Origin of the sequence: Pseudomonas parafulva NBRC 16636 = DSM 17004, from assembly GCF_000730645.1 — a bacterium.
Taxonomy (GTDB): domain Bacteria; phylum Pseudomonadota; class Gammaproteobacteria; order Pseudomonadales; family Pseudomonadaceae; genus Aquipseudomonas; species Aquipseudomonas parafulva.
On sequence record NZ_BBIU01000005.1, the window covers coordinates 296,873 to 315,024 of the forward strand.

Annotated in this window: 15 protein-coding genes; 8 read left to right on the forward strand and 7 right to left on the reverse strand. The window is 64.3% G+C overall.

Translation table 11 applies throughout. The features are described 5' to 3' along the window. The first annotated feature begins 136 nt into the window (after positions 1 to 136). The 4 genes from gnd to PPA02S_RS04210 all read left to right on the forward strand — a co-directional run bounded on the left by gnd (position 137) and on the right by PPA02S_RS04210 (position 5,148). A complete protein-coding gene (gene gnd / locus PPA02S_RS04195; RefSeq protein ID WP_028632317.1) occupies positions 137 to 1,120 on the forward strand; it encodes a phosphogluconate dehydrogenase (NAD(+)-dependent, decarboxylating) in 984 nt (327 codons plus the stop codon). Further along, positions 1,117 to 2,625 (forward strand): glucose-6-phosphate dehydrogenase, encoded by a 1,509-nt coding sequence (gene zwf / locus PPA02S_RS04200; protein WP_028632318.1) that lies wholly within the window; start codon positions 1,117 to 1,119, stop codon positions 2,623 to 2,625. The genes gnd and zwf overlap by 4 nt, the downstream gene beginning before the upstream one ends. A gap of 30 nt (positions 2,626 to 2,655) precedes the next feature. Beyond that, positions 2,656 to 4,452 (forward strand): glycoside hydrolase family 15 protein, encoded by a 1,797-nt coding sequence (locus PPA02S_RS04205; RefSeq protein WP_028632319.1) that lies wholly within the window; start codon positions 2,656 to 2,658, stop codon positions 4,450 to 4,452. A gap of 75 nt (positions 4,453 to 4,527) precedes the next feature. Continuing rightward, on the forward strand, positions 4,528 to 5,148 hold the full coding sequence (locus PPA02S_RS04210; protein ID WP_028632320.1) for a TetR/AcrR family transcriptional regulator: 621 nt from the start codon (positions 4,528 to 4,530) through the stop codon (positions 5,146 to 5,148). A 15-nt stretch (positions 5,149 to 5,163) separates the two neighbouring features. Here PPA02S_RS04210 and preA read toward each other — a convergent pair whose 3' ends face one another. The 3 genes from preA to hydA are packed head-to-tail and all read right to left on the reverse strand — an operon-like array spanning position 5,164 to position 9,302. Further along, positions 5,164 to 6,438, reverse strand: a complete 1,275-nt coding sequence (gene preA / locus PPA02S_RS04215) for an NAD-dependent dihydropyrimidine dehydrogenase subunit PreA (RefSeq protein WP_028632321.1) — start codon at positions 6,436 to 6,438, stop codon at positions 5,164 to 5,166. Continuing rightward, a complete protein-coding gene (locus PPA02S_RS04220; RefSeq protein WP_028632322.1) occupies positions 6,438 to 7,805 on the reverse strand; it encodes an NAD(P)-dependent oxidoreductase in 1,368 nt (455 codons plus the stop codon). Before PPA02S_RS04220 ends, preA begins: the two co-directional genes overlap by 1 nt. A 57-nt stretch (positions 7,806 to 7,862) precedes the next feature. Next, entirely contained in the window at positions 7,863 to 9,302 is a 1,440-nt protein-coding gene (gene hydA, locus PPA02S_RS04225; protein WP_028632323.1) for a dihydropyrimidinase, read from the reverse strand. A 336-nt stretch (positions 9,303 to 9,638) separates the two neighbouring features. Here hydA and PPA02S_RS04230 point away from each other — a divergent pair, with 336 nt between their 5' ends. Continuing rightward, on the forward strand, positions 9,639 to 11,129 hold the full coding sequence (locus tag PPA02S_RS04230; RefSeq protein WP_028632324.1) for an NCS1 family nucleobase:cation symporter-1: 1,491 nt from the start codon (positions 9,639 to 9,641) through the stop codon (positions 11,127 to 11,129). A gap of 53 nt (positions 11,130 to 11,182) precedes the next feature. After that, positions 11,183 to 12,466, forward strand: coding sequence for a Zn-dependent hydrolase (locus tag PPA02S_RS04235; RefSeq protein WP_028632325.1), 1,284 nt, complete (start codon positions 11,183 to 11,185; stop codon positions 12,464 to 12,466). Here PPA02S_RS04235 and PPA02S_RS04240 read toward each other — a convergent pair whose 3' ends face one another. Beyond that, positions 12,467 to 13,426: a ribonuclease Z gene (locus PPA02S_RS04240; protein ID WP_028632326.1), complete on the reverse strand. Its 960-nt coding sequence runs from the start codon at positions 13,424 to 13,426 to the stop codon at positions 12,467 to 12,469. Positions 13,427 to 13,465: 39 nt separating this feature from the next. Next, positions 13,466 to 14,026, reverse strand: coding sequence for a lipocalin family protein (locus tag PPA02S_RS04245; RefSeq protein WP_028632327.1), 561 nt, complete (start codon positions 14,024 to 14,026; stop codon positions 13,466 to 13,468). A 162-nt stretch (positions 14,027 to 14,188) separates the two neighbouring features. On the opposite strand from PPA02S_RS04245, the gene PPA02S_RS04250 reads away from it, so the two are divergent. Together PPA02S_RS04250 and nudC are read left to right on the forward strand one after the other, a co-directional pair. Further along, the gene (locus tag PPA02S_RS04250; protein ID WP_028632328.1) at positions 14,189 to 15,001 is read left to right on the forward strand and encodes a crotonase/enoyl-CoA hydratase family protein; all 813 of its coding nucleotides are present in this window, start codon (positions 14,189 to 14,191) and stop codon (positions 14,999 to 15,001) included. Between the two features lie 34 nt (positions 15,002 to 15,035). Continuing rightward, the gene (gene nudC, locus PPA02S_RS04255; protein WP_028632329.1) at positions 15,036 to 15,866 is read left to right on the forward strand and encodes an NAD(+) diphosphatase; all 831 of its coding nucleotides are present in this window, start codon (positions 15,036 to 15,038) and stop codon (positions 15,864 to 15,866) included. Here the strand turns inward: nudC and PPA02S_RS04260 are convergent. Then, complete coding sequence (locus PPA02S_RS04260) at positions 15,834 to 16,613, reverse strand: TSUP family transporter (RefSeq protein ID WP_028632330.1); 780 nt, start codon at positions 16,611 to 16,613, stop codon at positions 15,834 to 15,836. The genes nudC and PPA02S_RS04260 overlap by 33 nt on opposite strands. Before the next feature lie 133 nt (positions 16,614 to 16,746). After that, positions 16,747 to 18,123 carry a glutamine synthetase family protein gene (locus PPA02S_RS04265; RefSeq protein WP_042141272.1) on the reverse strand — a complete coding sequence of 459 codons (1,377 nt, stop codon included), beginning with the start codon at positions 18,121 to 18,123 and terminating at the stop codon, positions 16,747 to 16,749. Positions 18,124 to 18,152: the final 29 nt, after the last annotated feature.

Genomic DNA, 18,152 nt, shown 5'->3' on the forward strand with positions numbered 1-18,152 from the left:
ATGATGCAGCGTGGTCTATGAAGCGGCGCTTAGCCTTGTGCCGTTCGTCGCTGAACCCTCGCGCAGCGCGCTGGACTAACCTGAAAGGCTGAACTGTCGTCATCCATTCCAGAATCCAGAAGGGGAGCATCGGCTCATGCAATTGGGAATCGTCGGGCTTGGCCGCATGGGCGGCAATATCGCAAGGCGGCTGATGCGCGCCGGCCACCACACCGTGGTGCACGACCGCAACCTGGATGCCGTTACCGCGCTGGAAGGTGAGGGCAGCCAACCTGCCCAGGACCTGGGCGCATTGGTGGCACAGCTGCAGGCACCCCGTGCGGTGTGGGTGATGTTGCCGGCAGGTGAGCCTACCGAACAGACCATCGCCCAGCTTGCCGACCTGCTGGAACCGGGGGATGCGATCATCGACGGCGGCAACACCTTCTACAAGGACGACATGCGCCGCGCCGCCGAGCTGGCCACGCGCGGGCTGCATTACCTGGACGTGGGCACGTCCGGTGGCGTGTGGGGGCTGGAGCGTGGCTACTGCATGATGATTGGCGGCGAAAAGGACGTGTTCGAGCGGCTGGAACCGCTGTTTCTGGCACTCGCCCCTGGCGTGGGTGAAATCCCGCGTACCCATGGCCTGAGCGGTGAACACCAGCGTGCCGAGCACGGGTACATTCACGCCGGCCCGCCTGGCGCCGGGCACTACGTGAAGATGGTGCATAACGGCATCGAATACGGGCTGATGCAGGCCTATGCCGAAGGCTTCGACCTGCTGCGCAGCAAGGGCGGTACCGAATTGCCCGAAGACCAGCGCTTCGACCTGAATGTGGCGGAAATTGCCGAAGTGTGGCGACGCGGCAGCGTGGTGACGTCCTGGCTGTTGGACCTCACCGCCGACGCGCTGGCCGCCGACCCTCAGCTTGCCCAGTTCAGCGGCTCGGTGTCGGACAGCGGCGAAGGGCGCTGGACGGTAGATGCCGCAGTGGAGCAGGCGGTGCCGGTGCCGGTGCTGTCCAGCGCGCTGTTCGCACGGTTCCGCTCCCGGCAGCAACAGGGTACCTACGGTGACAAAGTGCTCTCGGCCATGCGCCTGGGGTTTGGTGGCCACGTCGAGAAAAAACCTGAATGAGCAAAAAACAGAAAACCCCCGCTGCCCCACCGTGCACCCTGTTTCTGTTTGGCGCCAATGGCGACCTGGTAAAGCGCCTGCTGATGCCGGCGCTTTACAACCTCAGCCGTGATGGCCTGTTGGACCGCAACCTGCGCATTGTGGGTGTGGACCACAACACTGCCACCGCCGAGGAATTTGCCGAACGCCTGCACACCTTCATCGCCGAGCGCGACAAGGGCGGCGAAGGTGCGCCTGCCAGCCTGGACGAAACCCTCTGGGCCGGCCTGGCCAAACGCCTGGACTACCAGACCGGCGATTTCATGGACCCGGCCACGTACCAGGCCATTGCCGAACGGGTCAACAAGACCCGCCATGGCAACGCCATTTTCTACCTCGCCACCTCACCGCGCTTTTTCCCCGAGGTGGCCCAGCGGCTGGGTGAGGCGGGCTTGCTGGATGAATCGGGCGGTGGCTTTCGCCGCCTGGTGGTGGAAAAACCCTTCGGCACCGACCTGGCCAGCGCCCAGGCGCTCAATGCCTGCCTGTTGAAGGTGATGGACGAGCGGCAGATCTACCGCATCGACCACTTCCTGGGCAAGGAAACGGTGCAGAACATCATGGTCAGCCGGTTCTCCAACGGCCTGTTCGAATCGTTCTGGAACAACCACTACATCGATCACATCCAGATCACGGCAGCTGAAACCGTGGGCGTAGAAACCCGGGGTGCCTTCTACGACAGCACTGGCGCGTTGCGCGACATGGTGCCCAACCACCTGTTCCAGCTGCTGGCAATGGTGGCCATGGAGCCGCCTGCCGCGTTTGCCGCCGATGCCGTGCGGGGCGAAAAAGCCAAGGTCATCGGTGCCATCCGGCCTTGGTCCACCAAGATGGCATTGAAGAACTCCGTGCGTGGCCAGTACGTGACTGGCAAGCAGGGGCGCAAGCAGATTGCCGGGTACCGCCAGGAAGAGAACGTTGCCGAGGACAGCCAGACCGAGACCTTCGTCGCGCTGAAGGTGATGATCGACAACTGGCGCTGGGCCGGCGTGCCGTTCTACCTGCGCACGGGCAAACGGATGAGCGTGCGTGACACCGAAATCGCCATCTGCTTCAAGCCTGCGCCTTATGCCCAGTTCCGCGAGTCGGAGCTGGAGCGGCCCAAGCCCAACTACCTGAAAATCCAGATCCAGCCCAACGAGGGCATGTGGTTCGACCTGCAGGCCAAACGCCCTGGCCCCGAGCTGGTGATGGAAAACGTGGAGCTGGGCTTTGCCTACAAGGACTACTTCAAGATGACCCCTGCCACCGGGTACGAGACCTTGATCTACGACTGCCTCACCGGCGACCAGACGTTGTTCCAGCGCGCCGACAACATCGAGAACGGCTGGCGGGCGGTGCAGCCGTTTCTGGATGCCTGGGCAACAGGCGGCGAGGTGCACGATTACGCGGCAGGGGAAGATGGGCCCGAAGCGGGCAATGCGTTGCTCGCCCGCGACAAGCGCGAGTGGCACCGCTTGGGTTGAGCCCGACAGCAATCACACACAGGAACCTCAATGCCTGCTCATATTGAAGACTACGCCCTGCTGGGCAACTGCCGCAGTGCTGCCCTGGTCAGCAAGGACGGCTCGATCGACTGGCTGTGCCTGCCGCGTTTCGATGCCCCTGCGGTGTTCGCGGCGCTGCTGGGCAACGAAGAAAACGGCCGGTGGCGCCTGGCGCCGTGCGACCCAGTGGAGCACTGCAGCCGGCGCTACCTGGACGACACGCTGGTGCTGGAAACCACCTGGGTAACGGCCACCGGGCGTGCCCGTGTGCTGGATTTCATGCCGCTGGGTGAGGTCAATTCGGTGGTGCGCATCGTCGAGGGCATCAGCGGCGAAATCAACTTCGAGATGGACCTGGTGATGCGCTTCGACTACGGGCGCACGGTGCCCTGGGTCGAGCGCCTGGCGCCCCTTACCCTCAGCGCCGTGGCGGGGCCGGACCGGTTGATTCTGGCGACCAGCGTGCCGCCCCACGCCCGCGATCACCACACCGGTGCGCGGTTCCGGGTGGGCGCTGGCGAGCGGCAGGTCTTCAGCCTGCGCCACCAGCTGTCGCACCTGCCGGTGCAGCCCGACCAGGATGTCGACGCCTCGCTCAAGGACACTGTGGACCAGTGGGAAACCTTTGCTTTCCGTTGCCCGGAGGTGGGGCCGTACACGGCGCTGGTGCGCCGCTCGTTGCTGGTGCTCAAGGCCATGACCTACGCACCTACCGGGGGCATCGTCGCCGCAGTGACCACCTCGCTGCCCGAGCGCCTGGGGGGTGAGCGTAACTGGGACTACCGCTTCTGCTGGCTGCGCGATGCCACCATGACCTTGCTGGCGTTCATGAACCTGGGTTACTTCGAAGAGGCGCAGGCGTGGCGCGAATGGTTGCTGCGCTCGGTCGCCGGCAACCCCGAGCAGATGCAGATCATGTACGGCCTGGCCGGTGAACGGGACTTGCAGGAGTACACCCTGCCGTGGCTGGCCGGTTACGAGCACTCCCAGCCGGTGCGCGTAGGCAACGCGGCATCGGCGCAGACCCAGCTGGACATCTACGGCGAGCTCGCCGATGCCATGAGCCAGGCCATTCGCGGCGGGCTGCCTCGGCACCCACGCAGTGCCGCCATCGCCCGGCTGATCCTGCCGTACCTCGAAAGCATTTGGCGTGACCCGGATGAAGGCATCTGGGAAGTGCGTGGCGGTCGGCAGCACTTCGTGCACTCCAAGGTCATGGCCTGGGTGGCGTTCGACCGTGCCGCCGGGCTTGCCGAAACCACGGAAGAAGGCCGCGAACAGGCCCGCCATTACCGCCAGGTGGCCGACCAGATCCACCAGGAGGTATGCGAGCAGGGCCTGGATGCCGGGGGCAGTCACTTCGTCCAGGCGTATGGTTCTGCGGAGATGGATGCCAGCCTGCTGCACATTGCCCTGACCGGCTTCCTGCCCGCAGAGGACCCACGTTTTCTGCGCACGCTGGAGCAGATCGAGCAGCGCCTGCTGAAAAACGGCCTGCTGCTGCGCTATGACACCGACAGCTGCGGTGACGGCCTGACTGCAGGCGAGGGCACGTTCCTGGTGTGTTCGTTCTGGCTGGCAGATGTGTATGTGCTGTTAGGGCGCCAGGCCGAAGCGCAGGCGCTGTATGAGCGGCTGACCGGCCTGTGCAATGACGTGGGGCTGCTGGCCGAGCAGTACGACCCGGCCGACCAGCGCATGCTGGGCAACTTCCCGCAGGCGTTCAGCCATATCGGCATTATCAATACGGCCATCAACTTGCACCGGGCACAGTGTCCGGCGCGGGACAGGGCGAGGTGTGGGTAGGAGGCGGGGCCGCTTTGCGGCCTATCGTCCTACATGGGGTAACCTTGCGTATTACCTTCTGATGGCAGTGGGCTGATGGCCAACCACAAGATCGAGATACGCCGGCGTAACGTGCAAAAAATTCTGCAAGCTGCGGAAAAAGTGTTCGCCGAGCAGGGCTACGGCGGCACGTCCATGGGCGACATCGCCGAGCAGGCCGGGCTGCCGCGTTCCAACCTGCACTACTACTTCACCACCAAGGACGAGCTGTTCCGTGCCGTGCTGCAAGACTTGCTGGAGGAATGGAAGCAGGACGCCCAGTGCTTCGAGCATTTCGATGACCCGCGTGTGGTGCTGACCAGCTACATACGGGCGAAGATGGGCCATTCCCGGTCGCGGCCGCTGGGTTCGCGGATCTGGGCCGAGGAGATGCTGCACGGTGCCCCGGTGCTGGGCATCAACCTCAGCGAAAGCCTGGTGCCCTGGGCCCGGCTGAAGGAGGCCAAGATCCGCCGTTGGGTAGAAGAGGGGCGCATTCAGCCGGTGGAGCCGTCTGCGCTGCTGTACATGATCTGGGCTTCCACCCAGCACTACGCGGACTTCGGTTTCCAGGTAACCCTGCTCAACGGCGGCCAGCCGCTGTCTGACCGCGCCTTCGAGCGCGCGGTGCAGACAGTGACCTGCGTGATCCTACGGGGCATCGGCCTGGAGCCCTGATGCGCAGGCTTGGCCTCAACTGGCCTCGCGGTAGGGGTTGCGTGGGTCCTGGGTCCAGTTCAGGTAGGGCTTGCCGGTGTCCTGGGCCACCATCTCGATGCAGTCCTGCACCGGGCAGGTGATCTGGCACAGGTTGCAGCCCACGCATTCTTCCTCGATCACCTGGTAAACATGGGTGCCATCGGCTGCAGGGGTGCTGGCGATCGCCTGGTGTGATGTGTCTTCGCAGGCGATGTGGCAGCGGCCACAGCCAATGCAGGTTTGCGGATCGATGTGGGCGATGGACTTGTAGTTGATGTCCAGGTACTTCCAGTCAGTGGTGTGCTCCACCGCCTGGCCACGGAATGCTTCCAGGCTGCGATGCCCGTGCTGGTCCATCCAGCGCGCCAGCCCGTCCTTCATGTCTTCCACGATGCGAAAGCCATGCAGCATCGCCGCCGTGCACACTTGCACCGCACCGCTGCCCAGGGCGATGAACTCGGCGGCATCCCGCCAACTGCCAATGCCCCCAATGCCGCAGATGGGCAGGCCGTGCGTCGCCGGGTCGCGGGCGATCTCTGCCACCATGTTCAGGGCAATCGGTTTTACCGCCGACCCGCAATAGCCGCCGTGGGTGCTCTGGTCGCCGACGATGGGGTGGGCCACCATGCGCTCCAGGTCGACGCTGGTGATGGAGTTGATGGTGTTGATCAACGACACCGCATCGGCCCCGCCCCGGTGAGCGGCGCGTGCCGACTGGCGAATGTCGGTGATGTTGGGCGTGAGCTTGACGATCACGGGGAGCGAGCAGTAGGCCTTGCACCAGCGCGTGACCATTTCCACGTACTCCGGCACCTGGCCCACTGCGGCGCCCATGCCGCGTTCGGGCATGCCGTGGGGGCAGCCGAAGTTCAGCTCGATCCCATCTGCACCGGTGGCTTCCACCAGGGGCAAAATGAATTTCCAGGCGTTTTCTTCGCACGGCACCATCAGCGACACGATCAGCGCCCGGTCAGGCCAGTCGCGCTTTACCTGGGTGATTTCACGCAGGTTGATTTCCAGCGAGCGGTCGGTGATCAGCTCGATATTGTTGATGCCTTGCACCACGCGGTTGGCGCCGTAGTGCGCCGAGTAGCGCGACGACACGTTCACCGCAGCCGGGTCTTCGCCCAGGGTCTTCCACACCACGCCGCCCCAGCCCGCCTCGAAGGCCCGTACCACGTTGTAGGCTTTGTCGGTAGGCGGCGCTGACGCCAGCCAGAAGGGGTTGGGTGCCTTGATGCCGGCAAATTCGATCGACAGGTCAGCCATTACGCAGCCTCCACGTTGGTCATCAGTTGGGCATGGATGGCTTCAGCCGCCAGCTTGCCGTGTTGCACTGCCTGCACGGTGAGGTCCTGGCCCAGCGCGGTGCAGTCGCCGCCGGCATACACGCCCGGCAGGCTGGTGCGCATGTGCGCGTCTACCCGAATGCGCTCCCCCTCGCGCGCCAGCTGGGCGGCGGCCGGGTCGGCCAGGCTGGCATCGTCGAAGCCCTGGCCGATGGCCTTGAAAATGGCGTCGGCGGCCAGTTCGAAGGTTTCGCCCGTGTCGCTCAGGCGGCCCTCTGCCAGGGTGGTGCGGGCAAAGCGCATGCCGCGCACCTGCCCGGCTTCGTTCAGCAGCACGGTGTCGGGGCGTGCCCAGGTATGCAGGCGCACCTGGTTGGCCTTGGCGATGGCCTGCTCGTGGTCCGTGGCGCCCATGTCGGCGTGGCCGCGGCGGTACACCAGGTTGACGTCGCGTGCACCCAGGCGGCTCATCTGCACGGCCATGTCGATGGCAGTGTTGCCGGCGCCGATCACCAGGCAGCGGTCGGCCAGGGGCAACTGGCTCAGGTCATCGGCCTGACGCAGTTCGCGGATGTAGTGGGTAGCCGGCAGCAGCCCCGGGGCATGTTCATCCGGCAGGCCCAAGGCGCGCACGGCATTCAGGCCCAGGCCCAGGAACACCGCGTCGTACTGCTCCCGCAGGCTGGCCAGGCTGAGGTTGCCGCCCAGGCGCTGGCCGTGGCGGATTTCGATACCGCCAATGCCCAGCAGAAACGCCACTTCACGCTGGGCATAGTCGTCCACCAGCTTGTAGCGGGCGATGCCGTATTCGTTCAGGCCGCCTGGCTTGTCACTGGCTTCGAACACCACCACCTCGTGCCCATGCAGTGCCAGGCGGTGGGCGCACGACAGCCCGGCCGGGCCGGCACCGACCACGGCGATACGTTTGCCGGTGGCCGGTGAGCGCCGAAACGGGTGTTCTGTAAAGTGCGCGTTATCCAGTGCATAGCGTTGCAACTGGCCGATCAATACGGGTGCGCATTCCTGGGCATTGTTCCGCACGCAGGCCTGCTGGCAGAGAATTTCGGTAGGGCATACGCGGGCGCAGCTGCCGCCGAGGATGTTGGCCGAGAGAATGCGCTGGGCCGCCCCCTGAAGGTTTTCGTCGCTGATACGGTGGATGAACGACGGGATGTCGATTTCACTGGGGCAGGCATTGATGCACGGTGCGTCATAGCAGTACAGGCAGCGCGCGCTTTCTACGGCGGCCTGGCGGGCGGTGAGGGGTGGGGCCAGGTCGCTGAAGCGCTCGGCCAACTGGTCTGCGCGGGCCTGGGGGCGCGGCAGATGGTTCAGGGGATCGGTCACGGTGGTAGCCTCTTTTTTTTATGAGTGCAGACAACGCGAGGGTTGCGTGGCAGGTGCTCAGCGCTGCACAGGTGTAGGGCGCTGGTGCTCGGCCCGGCGCTCCAGTACCTCGTACACCGACGGGTACGCTGGGCGCTGCACGTAACGGCCCGCCCCGGCTTCGGCGCGCAGGTCACCATCGGCCCACACCACCTTGCCCTGGCTGATGGTGTGGCTGGGTATGCCACGTACCGTGCGCCCTTCGAAGATGTTGAAGTCCACGCGCTGGTGGTGGGTCTTGGCCGAGAGGGTGCGGGTGCCGTGCGGGTCCCACAGCACCAGGTCGGCGTCTGCCCCCACGCGCACGGCGCCCTTGCGGGGGAACAGGTTGAAGATTTTCGCCGTGTTGGTGGAGGTCAGCGCGACGAACTCGTGCATGGACAGGCGCCCGCTGTTCACCCCGGCATCCCACAACACGGCCATGCGGTCCTCGATGCCCGCAGTGCCATTGGGGATGCGGCTGAAGTCATCCCGCCCCATGGCTTTCTGCTCGGCGCAGAAGCAGCAATGGTCGGTGGCCGTGGTGTGCAGGTTGCCAGACTGCAGGCCGTGCCACAGGGCCTCCTGGTGTTCGCGTGGGCGGAACGGCGGGCTCATCACGTAGCCGGCGGCGGTCGCCCAGTCGGGGTCGCGGTACACACTGTCATCCAGCAGCAGATGCCCCGGCAGCACTTCACCGTAGACCGGTTGGCCCTTGCTGCGCGCATAGGTGATTTCGTCCAGGGCCTCGCGGCTGGAGATATGCACGAGGTACAGCGGGGTGCCCAGGGTTTCGGCGATGCGGATGGCTCGGCTTGCCGCTTCTCCCTCAACTTGGGAGGGGCGCGACAGCGGGTGCGCTTCGGGCCCGGTCATGCCCTGGGCCAGCAGTTTTTTCTGCAGGTGGTACACCAGCTCGCCGTTTTCGGCATGCACGGTGGGCACCGCGCCCAGTTGCAGGCAGCGCTCGAAGCTGGCCACCAAGGTGTCGTCGGCGGCCATGATCGCGTTCTTGTACGCCATGAAGTGCTTGAAGCTGTTTACCCCATGCTGGCTCACCAGTTCGCCCATTTCTTCGGCCACCTGCTCGCTCCACCAGGTGATAGCGACGTGGAAGCCATAGTCGCTGGCGCTTTTCTGTGCCCAGCCGCGCCAGGTGTGGAAAGCCTCCAGCAGCGATTGCTGAGGGTTGGGGATGACGAAATCAATGATGGACGTGGTACCGCCCGCGAGCCCGGCAGCGGTGCCGCTGAAGAAGTCTTCGCTGGCCACCGTGCCCATGAACGGCAGTTGCATGTGGGTGTGCGGGTCGATGCCGCCAGGCATCAGGTATTGGCCGCTGCCATCGAGTATTTCGCAGTCGGTGGGTGCTTCAAGGTTCTGGCCGATGGCCTGGATCAGGCCCCCGGCACACAGCACATCGGCGGGGTAGCTTTCTTCGTGGGTGACCACGGTGGCGCCACGGATCAACAGGGGCATACCGTCTTCCTCGCAGGCTGACCGGTCTTGGCCGGTTCTTGGAATTGTCGGGGCAGGCCTGGCAGGTTTTGATCCTGTCAGGCCTGACAAGAATCGAGGCTAGATGCTGATTGCGCATTCAGCAAGAAATAATTCCCACGAATTTTGTGGTTTTTAAGTTATTGAAAATAAACAACAAATAATTATTTCGCGGTCTAGCATGCGGGTTTCAGAGGACATTGACTGACTTGACAAGATACAGATCTGGTCAAGATTTTAACCACATTCAGCGTGTGTACTCCGGCCATCGCGTTAGCCCGATGAGCAAACAACTACAACAAATCTGGAGAAGGCCCCATGCAACAGAGCAGATCTCAAGTGGTCGAGCAAAATGGCCTGTTCGAGCTGTGCGAGGGCAGCGATGTACTCGACAGCCCGCGCTACAACGCCGACATCGCACCTACCAAGGTGCACCAGCGCACCTGGAACAAATGGCACATCACTGCACTGTGGGTCGGCATGTCGGTGTGTGTGCCCACCTACACCCTCGGGGGCGTGCTCACGGCCTATTTTGGCCTGAGCGTGGGCGAAGCGTTGATGGCCATCCTGTTGGCCAACCTGATCGTGCTGATTCCGCTGACGCTCAATGCGTTCCCCGGGACAAAGTACGGTATCCCGTTCCCGGTACTGCTGCGCTCGTCGTTTGGTGTGTTGGGTTCGAATGTACCGTGCCTGGTGCGGGCGGTGGTGGCCTGCGGCTGGTTCGGCATCCAGACCTTGTTCGGCGGGCTGGCCATCCACCTGTTCCTGGGCTCGGTGTTCGAGGGCTGGAAGGCCCTGGGCGGCACCGGCGAGGTGATCGGCTTCATGATTTTCTGGTGCCTGAACCTGTGGGTGGTGCTGCGCGGTGCCGAGTCCATCAAGTGGCTCGAAACCCTTTCGGCGCCGTTGCTGGTGGCGGTGGGCCTGGGCCTGCTGGTATGGGCACTGCCGCACATGTCGATGACCGAACTGCTGGCCCAGCCGCCCAAGCGCCCCGAGGGGGCAAGCATGGTCGGCTACTTCTGCGCCGGGCTTACCGCCATGGTCGGTTTCTGGGCCACGCTGTCGCTGAACATACCGGACTTCAGCCGCTATGCACGCAGCCAGAAGGACCAGATTCTGGGGCAGATTTTCGGTTTGCCGTTGACCATGTTCCTGTTTGCGTCATTGGGCGTGGTACTCACGGCGGCTTCCGCGTCGCTGGTGGGCGAAACCGTGTCGGACCCGGTCAGCCTGATCGGCAAGATCCACAGCCCGTTCTGGGTGGCCCTGGCCATGGCGCTGATCGTGATAGCCACTCTGTCGACCAACACGGCGGCGAACATCGTCTCGCCCACCAACGATTTCCAGAACATTGCCCCGCGTTTGATTGGCCGCAGCCGGGCGGTATGGCTTACCGGGTTCATCGGCTTGGCCCTGATGGGCCACGAGTTGCTGAAGAAGCTGGGCTTGATTGTGTCCGACCTCAGCCTTGAAAGCGTGTATTCCAATTGGCTGCTGGGCTACTCCAGCCTGCTGGGGCCGATTGCCGGCATCATGGTGGTGGACTACTTCCTGGTGCGTCGCCAGCAGCTGGACCTGGCCGGGCTGTACCGTGACGACGTTTACCCGGCCTGGAACTGGGCCGGGTTTGCCGCCTTCGGCGTGCCGGTGGCATTGACCGTTATGGCCATCGGCAGCAGCCGCTTCAGCTGGTTCTACGACTATGGCTGGTTCACCGGGTCGTTGCTCGGGGCCGCCTTGTATTACCTGTTCGCCGGGCTGGCCGCCCGCAGCCCTGCGCGGGTGGCCAAGCCGTTGCCTTGAAGCCGGCACACACGCCGTGCGCCACGATCACAACAATGCCTGAGGATGAACCCGTGAACCCAGCCCAAGACATTCTGCAAAGCACTGACCAGCACGTCGACAGCGCACGCCTGTGGCAATCGCTGATGGACCTGGCCCGCCTGGGGGCCACTGCAAAAGGCGGTGTCTGCCGCCTGGCCCTGACCGACCTGGACCGCCAGGCCCGTGACCTGTTCGTGCAGTGGTGCGAAGAGGCCGGGTGCACGGTCAGCATCGATGGTGTAGGCAACCTGTTTGCCCGCCGCCCCGGGCGCAACCCGGCGCTGCCACCGGTGATGACGGGCAGCCACATCGATACGCAGCCCACGGGTGGCAAGTTCGATGGCTGCTTTGGGGTGATGGCTGGCCTGGAGGTGATCCGCACCCTCAACGACCTGGGCGTTGAAACCGAGGCGCCGCTGGAGGTGGTGGTGTGGACCAACGAAGAGGGCTCGCGTTTTGCGCCGTGCATGATGGGCTCAGGCGTGTTCGCCGGTAAATTCAGCCTGGCTGACACGTTGGCCAAGCGTGATGCCCAGGGCACAAGCGTCGGCGAGGCCCTGGGTGCCATAGGCTATGCCGGGCCCCGCAGCGTGACTGGCCACCCGGTGGGTGCGTACTTCGAGGCACATATCGAACAAGGCCCGATTCTGGAAGACCAGGCCAAAACCATCGGGGTGGTGCTGGGGGCACTGGGCCAGAAGTGGTTCGACCTGACCTTGCGTGGGGTCGAAGCGCATGCCGGCCCCACCCCCATGCACCTGCGCAAGGACGCCCTGGTAGGTGCGGCGGCCGTGGTACAGGCGGTAAACCATACCGCGCTGGCTCACCAGCCCCACGCCTGTGGCACAGTGGGTTGCCTGCAAGCGTACCCCGGCTCGCGCAACGTGATACCCGGGGAGGTGCGCATGACCCTGGACTTCCGGCACCTTGAGGGTGAACGGCTGGATGCGATGATTGCTGAAGTGCGCGGGGTGATCGAGGCCACCTGTGCCACCCATGGCCTGGCCCATGAGCTGGTGCCTACGGCAGACTTCCCGGCCTTGTACTTCGACAAAGGTTGTGTCGACGCGGTGCGCCAGTCGGCCGAGGCGCTGGGTTTGCCGCACATGGACATCGTCAGCGGGGCAGGGCACGACGCGATCTTCCTGGCAGAGCTGGGCCCGGCAGGGATGATCTTCGTGCCCTGCGAGAATGGCATCAGCCATAACGAGATCGAGAACGCCACGGCGGAGGACTTGGCTGCGGGCTGTGCGGTGTTGCTGCGAGCGATGCTGGCGGCTTCCCAGGCGGTGGCCAAGGCGCAGCTGGCGGCCTAGTCAGGATGCTGGCACCAGCAAGCCATCGCGCCCCAGGTGGTAGCGCTGCAGGTCGGCGGCCAAGGTCAGGTTGCCGCGATAATGCGCCTGGGCTTCGTGGCGTACGTCGTCGATGGAGGGGCTGCGTTGCGGGTCTGCCTGGTAGCGGGCGCTGAAGTGCGTCAGCACCAGGTTTCGTACCCCGGCGCTCTCGGCCATGTGCGCGACATCAGCGGCGGTGCTGTGGCCGTAGGTAACCCCTGTGCGTTCCACCGCCGGCTGGGTAAACGTGGCCTCGTGCACCAATACGTCGGCATCGGCTGCCACCCCTGCCAGCAAGTCGGGGGTATCGTTATCCCCGCAGATAATGACCCGGCGCGGCGCACGGCCCGGGCTCAGGTAATCGGCGGCATCCAGCGCACGTTCACCATGCTGCACAGGCAGGCCCTTTGCCAAATCCCCCCACAGCGGGCCGCGCGGGATGCCTTCGGCGTCCAGGCGGTCGGTGTTCAGGCGCGGCTGCGGACACACTTCGTCGAATACATACCCCACGCTGGGGACTCGATGGGAGAGCGCGACGGTGGTGACCCTGACCGTGCCGTTCTGCCAACCCTCGAAACCTTCCACCGCCAGTAGCCGCAGCTCGAAAGACAGGTGGCTGTCGGTAGCCGCAAGGCTCAGGCGCAGCCAAGGGTGCAACGCCTCAGGCAACACCACGTCCAGGGGATCGCGCCGGCCATTCATGCTTGCACTGGACAACAGGCCGGGCAGGCCCAGGCAATGATCGCCATGCACATGGGTGATGAAAATGCCCGCCAGGTCCTGGGCGGACAACGGCGTGTGCAACAGGCGGTGCTGGGTACCTTCACCACAGTCCACCAGGTACCAGCCTCTGCCCGTGGTTTCGAGCAGCGCTGTGGCACTGACATTGCGGGCCTTGGTCGGCACTCCGGCCGAAGTGCCGAGAAACAGCAGGTCCATTCTTACTCCTGTAATGGCCGGCTTATGCCGGGGCGGTGTTCAGTTCATGGCTTTGGTATCAGCCTGGCGCCACACCAGCTTGCTGGTGTCGTAACCCTGATCACGGGCGATGCCCAGCAACTGGTCGCGGGTCTGGTCGGGGATGGCGGGGGTGCGTGACAGCAGCCACAGGTATTCCCGGTTCGGGTGGCCTACCAGCGCGACGCGGTAGTCCTTGTCGTGGTACAGCACCCAGTACTCGCCTTTGGTCAGGTCCGGTGCCAGGCGGCTGAACCAGTTGTCGAAGCGTACCCACAGCTTGTCGGTACTGCCAGCCTGCTGGGCCTCGGCAATGCCATTGGCCTCGTTCCACTCGCCGTCCTTCTCCTTGCAGCGGTTGGTGACGTCGATGCGGCCGTCGGTGCGCAGGGCATAGTGGGCCTCGGACTGCACGCAGTTGCGCTGGAAGAACATTGGCAGGCGCGCCAGTTCGTACCAGGTGCCCTGGTAGCGTTGCAGGTCCACTTGCTGAGTGCGCGGCGGGGCGGGGTGATCGTTGCCGGCGCAGCCGTAAAGGGCCAGGGCCATGCAGGAAAGCATCAATGCCTTGCGTATCGCCATTGCGTTTCTCCCGAAAGTTGGGTGCCTGAATGTTTCGATGCCAGGCGCGAGCAAAAGTTGTGCGCAATCGCACGATGCACCAGTCCCGGTTTTGGCAGACGTGCAGCCACCTGCCTGGGTTACCATCGATGACATTGCCTTTTACCCATAGGAGTATCGCCCATGGCCGAGTACAGCGCGTTCAAGGTCGAACTGATCGACAACATCGCACACGTCCAGATCAACCGGCCTGAAAAGCTCAATGCCATGAATGCGGCATTCTGGGAGGAGATCATCGACATCTTCCAGTGGGTGGACGACACCGATGCCATACGGGTGGTGGTCATCAGTGGCGCCGGCAAGCATTTTTCTGCCGGCATCGACCTGGCGCTACTGGCGTCGGTGGCGGGCCAGCTGGGCAAGGATGTGGGGCGCAATGCGCGGCTGTTGCGCAAGACCATCCTGCGCATGCAGGCTTCGTTCAATGCGGTGGATCAATGCCGCAAGCCAGTGCTGGCGGCGGTGCAGGGCTACTGCATCGGCGGGGCCATCGACCTGATATCAGCCTGCGACATGCGCTATTGCAGCGCTGACGCGCAGTTTTCCATCAAGGAAATCGACATGGGCATGGCGGCCGATGTCGGCACGCTGCAACGTTTGCCACGTATCATCAGCGACGGCATGATGCGGGAGCTGGCCTACACCGGGCGCAATGTGGAGGCTGACGAGGCGCTGCGCATCGGCCTGGTGAACCGCGTGTACGATGACGCTGCTACCCTGCTGGACGGGGTTTTTGCCATGGCCCGCGACATTGCCGCAAAATCGCCCATTGCCGTGGCCGGTACCAAGCACCTGCTCAGCTACATGCGCGACCACCGCATTGATGACGGCCTCGACTACATCGCTACCTGGAACGCTGCGATGCTGCAGTCCGAAGACCTTCGGCTGGCGATGGCAGCGCACATGAGCAAACAGAAACCGACGTTCACCGACTGACAACCCCGGGGACGCGTCTTACAGGAACCCTGATATGTCAGCACGCTGGACCACTGCAGTACTCGACCCCCAGATCACCGGCGGCCTGGCAGTGGCCCGTAGCCCGGAAGGGTTTCTGGTGGCCGACGAGGGGGCAATGTTCCCACGGGACTGGCTGAAACGCCAGGGCCTGGACGTGCTGTGTGAACACGGCATCGGCCATTTCGACGGCCAGCCAGTGTTCCTGCTGGAGCTGCACAGCGCAGCGGCCCTGCCAGGCTGCAGCTGGCGCGGCTTGCGCGCGTTCATGCTGGAGGGTGATTTCGACACCTACAAGGTGCTGGGCTATGCCGCACAGATTGGCACCTGGGCGCGGGAACACCGGTTCTGCGGCAGCTGCGGCCAGGCCATGACGCAAATCCGCTGGGAGCGGGCCATGCACTGTACGGCCTGCGACCTGCGCAGCTACCCGCGTATTTCACCGAGCATGATCGTGCTGGTGACCCGCGGCGATGAGATCCTGCTGGCACGCTCTCCGCGCTTTGTGGCCGGCGTATACAGCACCCTGGCAGGCTTTGCCGAGCCTGGCGAGTCTGCCGAGGATTGCCTGGTGCGCGAGGTACATGAAGAAGTGGCGGTGCAGGTGAAGAACATCCAGTACGTGGGCAGCCAGTGCTGGCCATTTCCACACTCGATGATGCTGGGTTTTCATGCCGAGTACGCCGGTGGCGACATCGTGATGCAGCCCGATGAAATCGAGGATGCGCAGTGGTTCAGCGTGCACCACCTGCCGCCGCTGCCGGCGGGCCGCTCCATCGCTCGCCACCTCATCGACCTGTACGTGGCGCGGCGGTTAGGCCTGCCCGAACCAGTGCTGCCACGCTAGGCGCACGGTCAGCGCCAGCACCACGGTGATGAACACGGGGCGGATGAACTTGCTGCCCCCGCTGATGGCGGTGCGCGCACCAAAGAACGCGCCGACCATCACCGACAGGCCCATGCACAGGCCCACGATGTAATCCACCTGCCCGGACAACACGAACACCGTCAGCGCTGCGATGTTGCTGACGAAGTTCATGCTGCGGGCCACGCCGCTGGCACGCACCAGGTCGATGGGGTACAGCAGCAGTGTACTCACCGTCCAGAATGCCCCGGTGCCGGGGCCGGCAACGCCGTCGTAGAAGCCCAGGGCCAGGCCCTGCGGCGCCTGCCACTTCTTGCTGATCGGCGCTTCGGCATCCAGCGGCGCCTTGGGCGTGCCGCCGAACAGCAGGTAGATGCCGCAGGCAAACACAATCACGGGCAGCATCTTGTTCAGCCATTCGGCCGGCATGTAGTGGGCCACCACTGCGCCCAGCAGCGCCCCGACCAAGGTGCCGAGCAATGCCCGCCGCCATTGCACCGGGTGGAACAGCTTGCGCCGGTAGTAGGTGAACCCCGCCGTGGCAGAGCCGAATGTGGAACTGAGCTTGTTGGTGCCCAGCACCAGGTGCGGCGGCATGCCAGCCGTCAGCAGGGCGGGGGTGGTCAGCAGGCCGCCACCGCCAGCGATGGCATCGATGAAACCGGCGACAAAGGCAACCAGGACCAGGATCAGTAGGGTGAGGGGTTCAACGGTGAGCTCGAAGGGCATGGCGTTCTGGCAGGCAGGGAGGCTGGGTGCGACAACAAGCCGCGTGCGAAGCAGCCCATGGTAATGCCGTGAAGGGGCCGGTGCCAGTGCCGAGTGCTTTGCAGCACGCACAGCACGTCGTTTGGTTGCCTCGTCATAGGAACCAGCGGTATTCCCGGGCGCTCACCTCTTGCATGAACGCCAGGTGGTCCTGGCGCTTGTTTTCGCAGTACACCATCACGAACTCCTCCCCCAGGCCTTGTTTGGCCGCCGGGTGGTGCCGCATGGCGGCCACGGCGCTGAGCATGTCCGTGGGGAAATCGATGCCGCTGCTGCGGTCCTCATTCAGCGGGGCGATCGGTGCCTGCCTGGCATCGAGCCCTTGTTCCATGCCGCACAGGATGGCCGCCAGTACCAGGTAAGGGTTGGCATCGGCACCGGCAAGCCGGTGTTCGATGCGTAAATTGGCCGGGTCTGACTCCGGGATGCGAATGCATGCGTCGCGGTCTTCGAAGCCCCAACTGGCGCGGCTGGCCGCATTGACCATGGCGCCGTAGCGGCGGAAGGCGTTGTGGTTGGCAGCAAATATCGGCATGCAGTGGGGCAGCAGTGCCAGGCAGCCGGCCACAGCGTGGCGAAGCGGGCGCTGGCCGCCCGCTGCCAGCAGGTTGCTGCCCGCTGCATCGTACAGGCTGACGTGCACATGCATGCCGCTGCCAGGTGCCTGCAGGTAGGGTTTGCTCATGAACGAGGCGCGGTGGCCGTGTTTGAGCGCGACGCCACGGGTGCTGCGGCAGAACAGTGCGGCCCAGTCTGCCGCACGCAGGCCATCATCGCAGTGGCCAAAGTTGATCTCGAACTGGCCGGGCCCCAGCTCCGCGCTGATCACGTTGGCGTCCACGCCTTGCAGGTTGGCGGTGTCGACCATGTCGCGCAGCACGTCGCCAAAGCGCGACAGCCGCTCCATGTGCATGTTCGGCTGGTTATCCGCATCGCCTGTCAGGCTGTCGCGGGGGCACTGCGGCAAGCCGTCTTTCAGTGCTCGGTCGAACAGGTAGAACTCCAATTCGAATGCGACTACCGGGTGGATACCGCGCCGCGTCAGGCGTTGCAGCACCCTGGCCAGTACTTCACGGGGTTCGAACTCGATGGGCGCGGGGGTGCCGTCGGTGGTGATCAGCATCTGCCCCAGCGGTTGCTGCTCCCAGGTCACCGGTTTGAGTGTGCCGGGTATCAGCCGGCGTACGGCATCCGGGTCGCCATCGCTGAAACAGTAGTCACTGATGGGGAACAAGCCGCCTTGTGCCCCTAGCAGCACGGCATTTTGTGGCAGCTTCAGGGGGCTGCCTGCAGCAACCTTTTCCAGCATGTCGATGGGGTAGCGCTTGCCGTAGAAGTGGCCAGGGATGTCGAGGCACAGCAGATCGACATACCGCACCTCAGGGTAGCGCGTCCTGAATGCGCGCACTTCGCTGGGCAGGTCGGGGAAGTCGGTTGCGATGTTGGCCGTGGTGTCCAAGCCTGAGCTCATGAAACGTATCCAAGATTGTTTCAATCCAA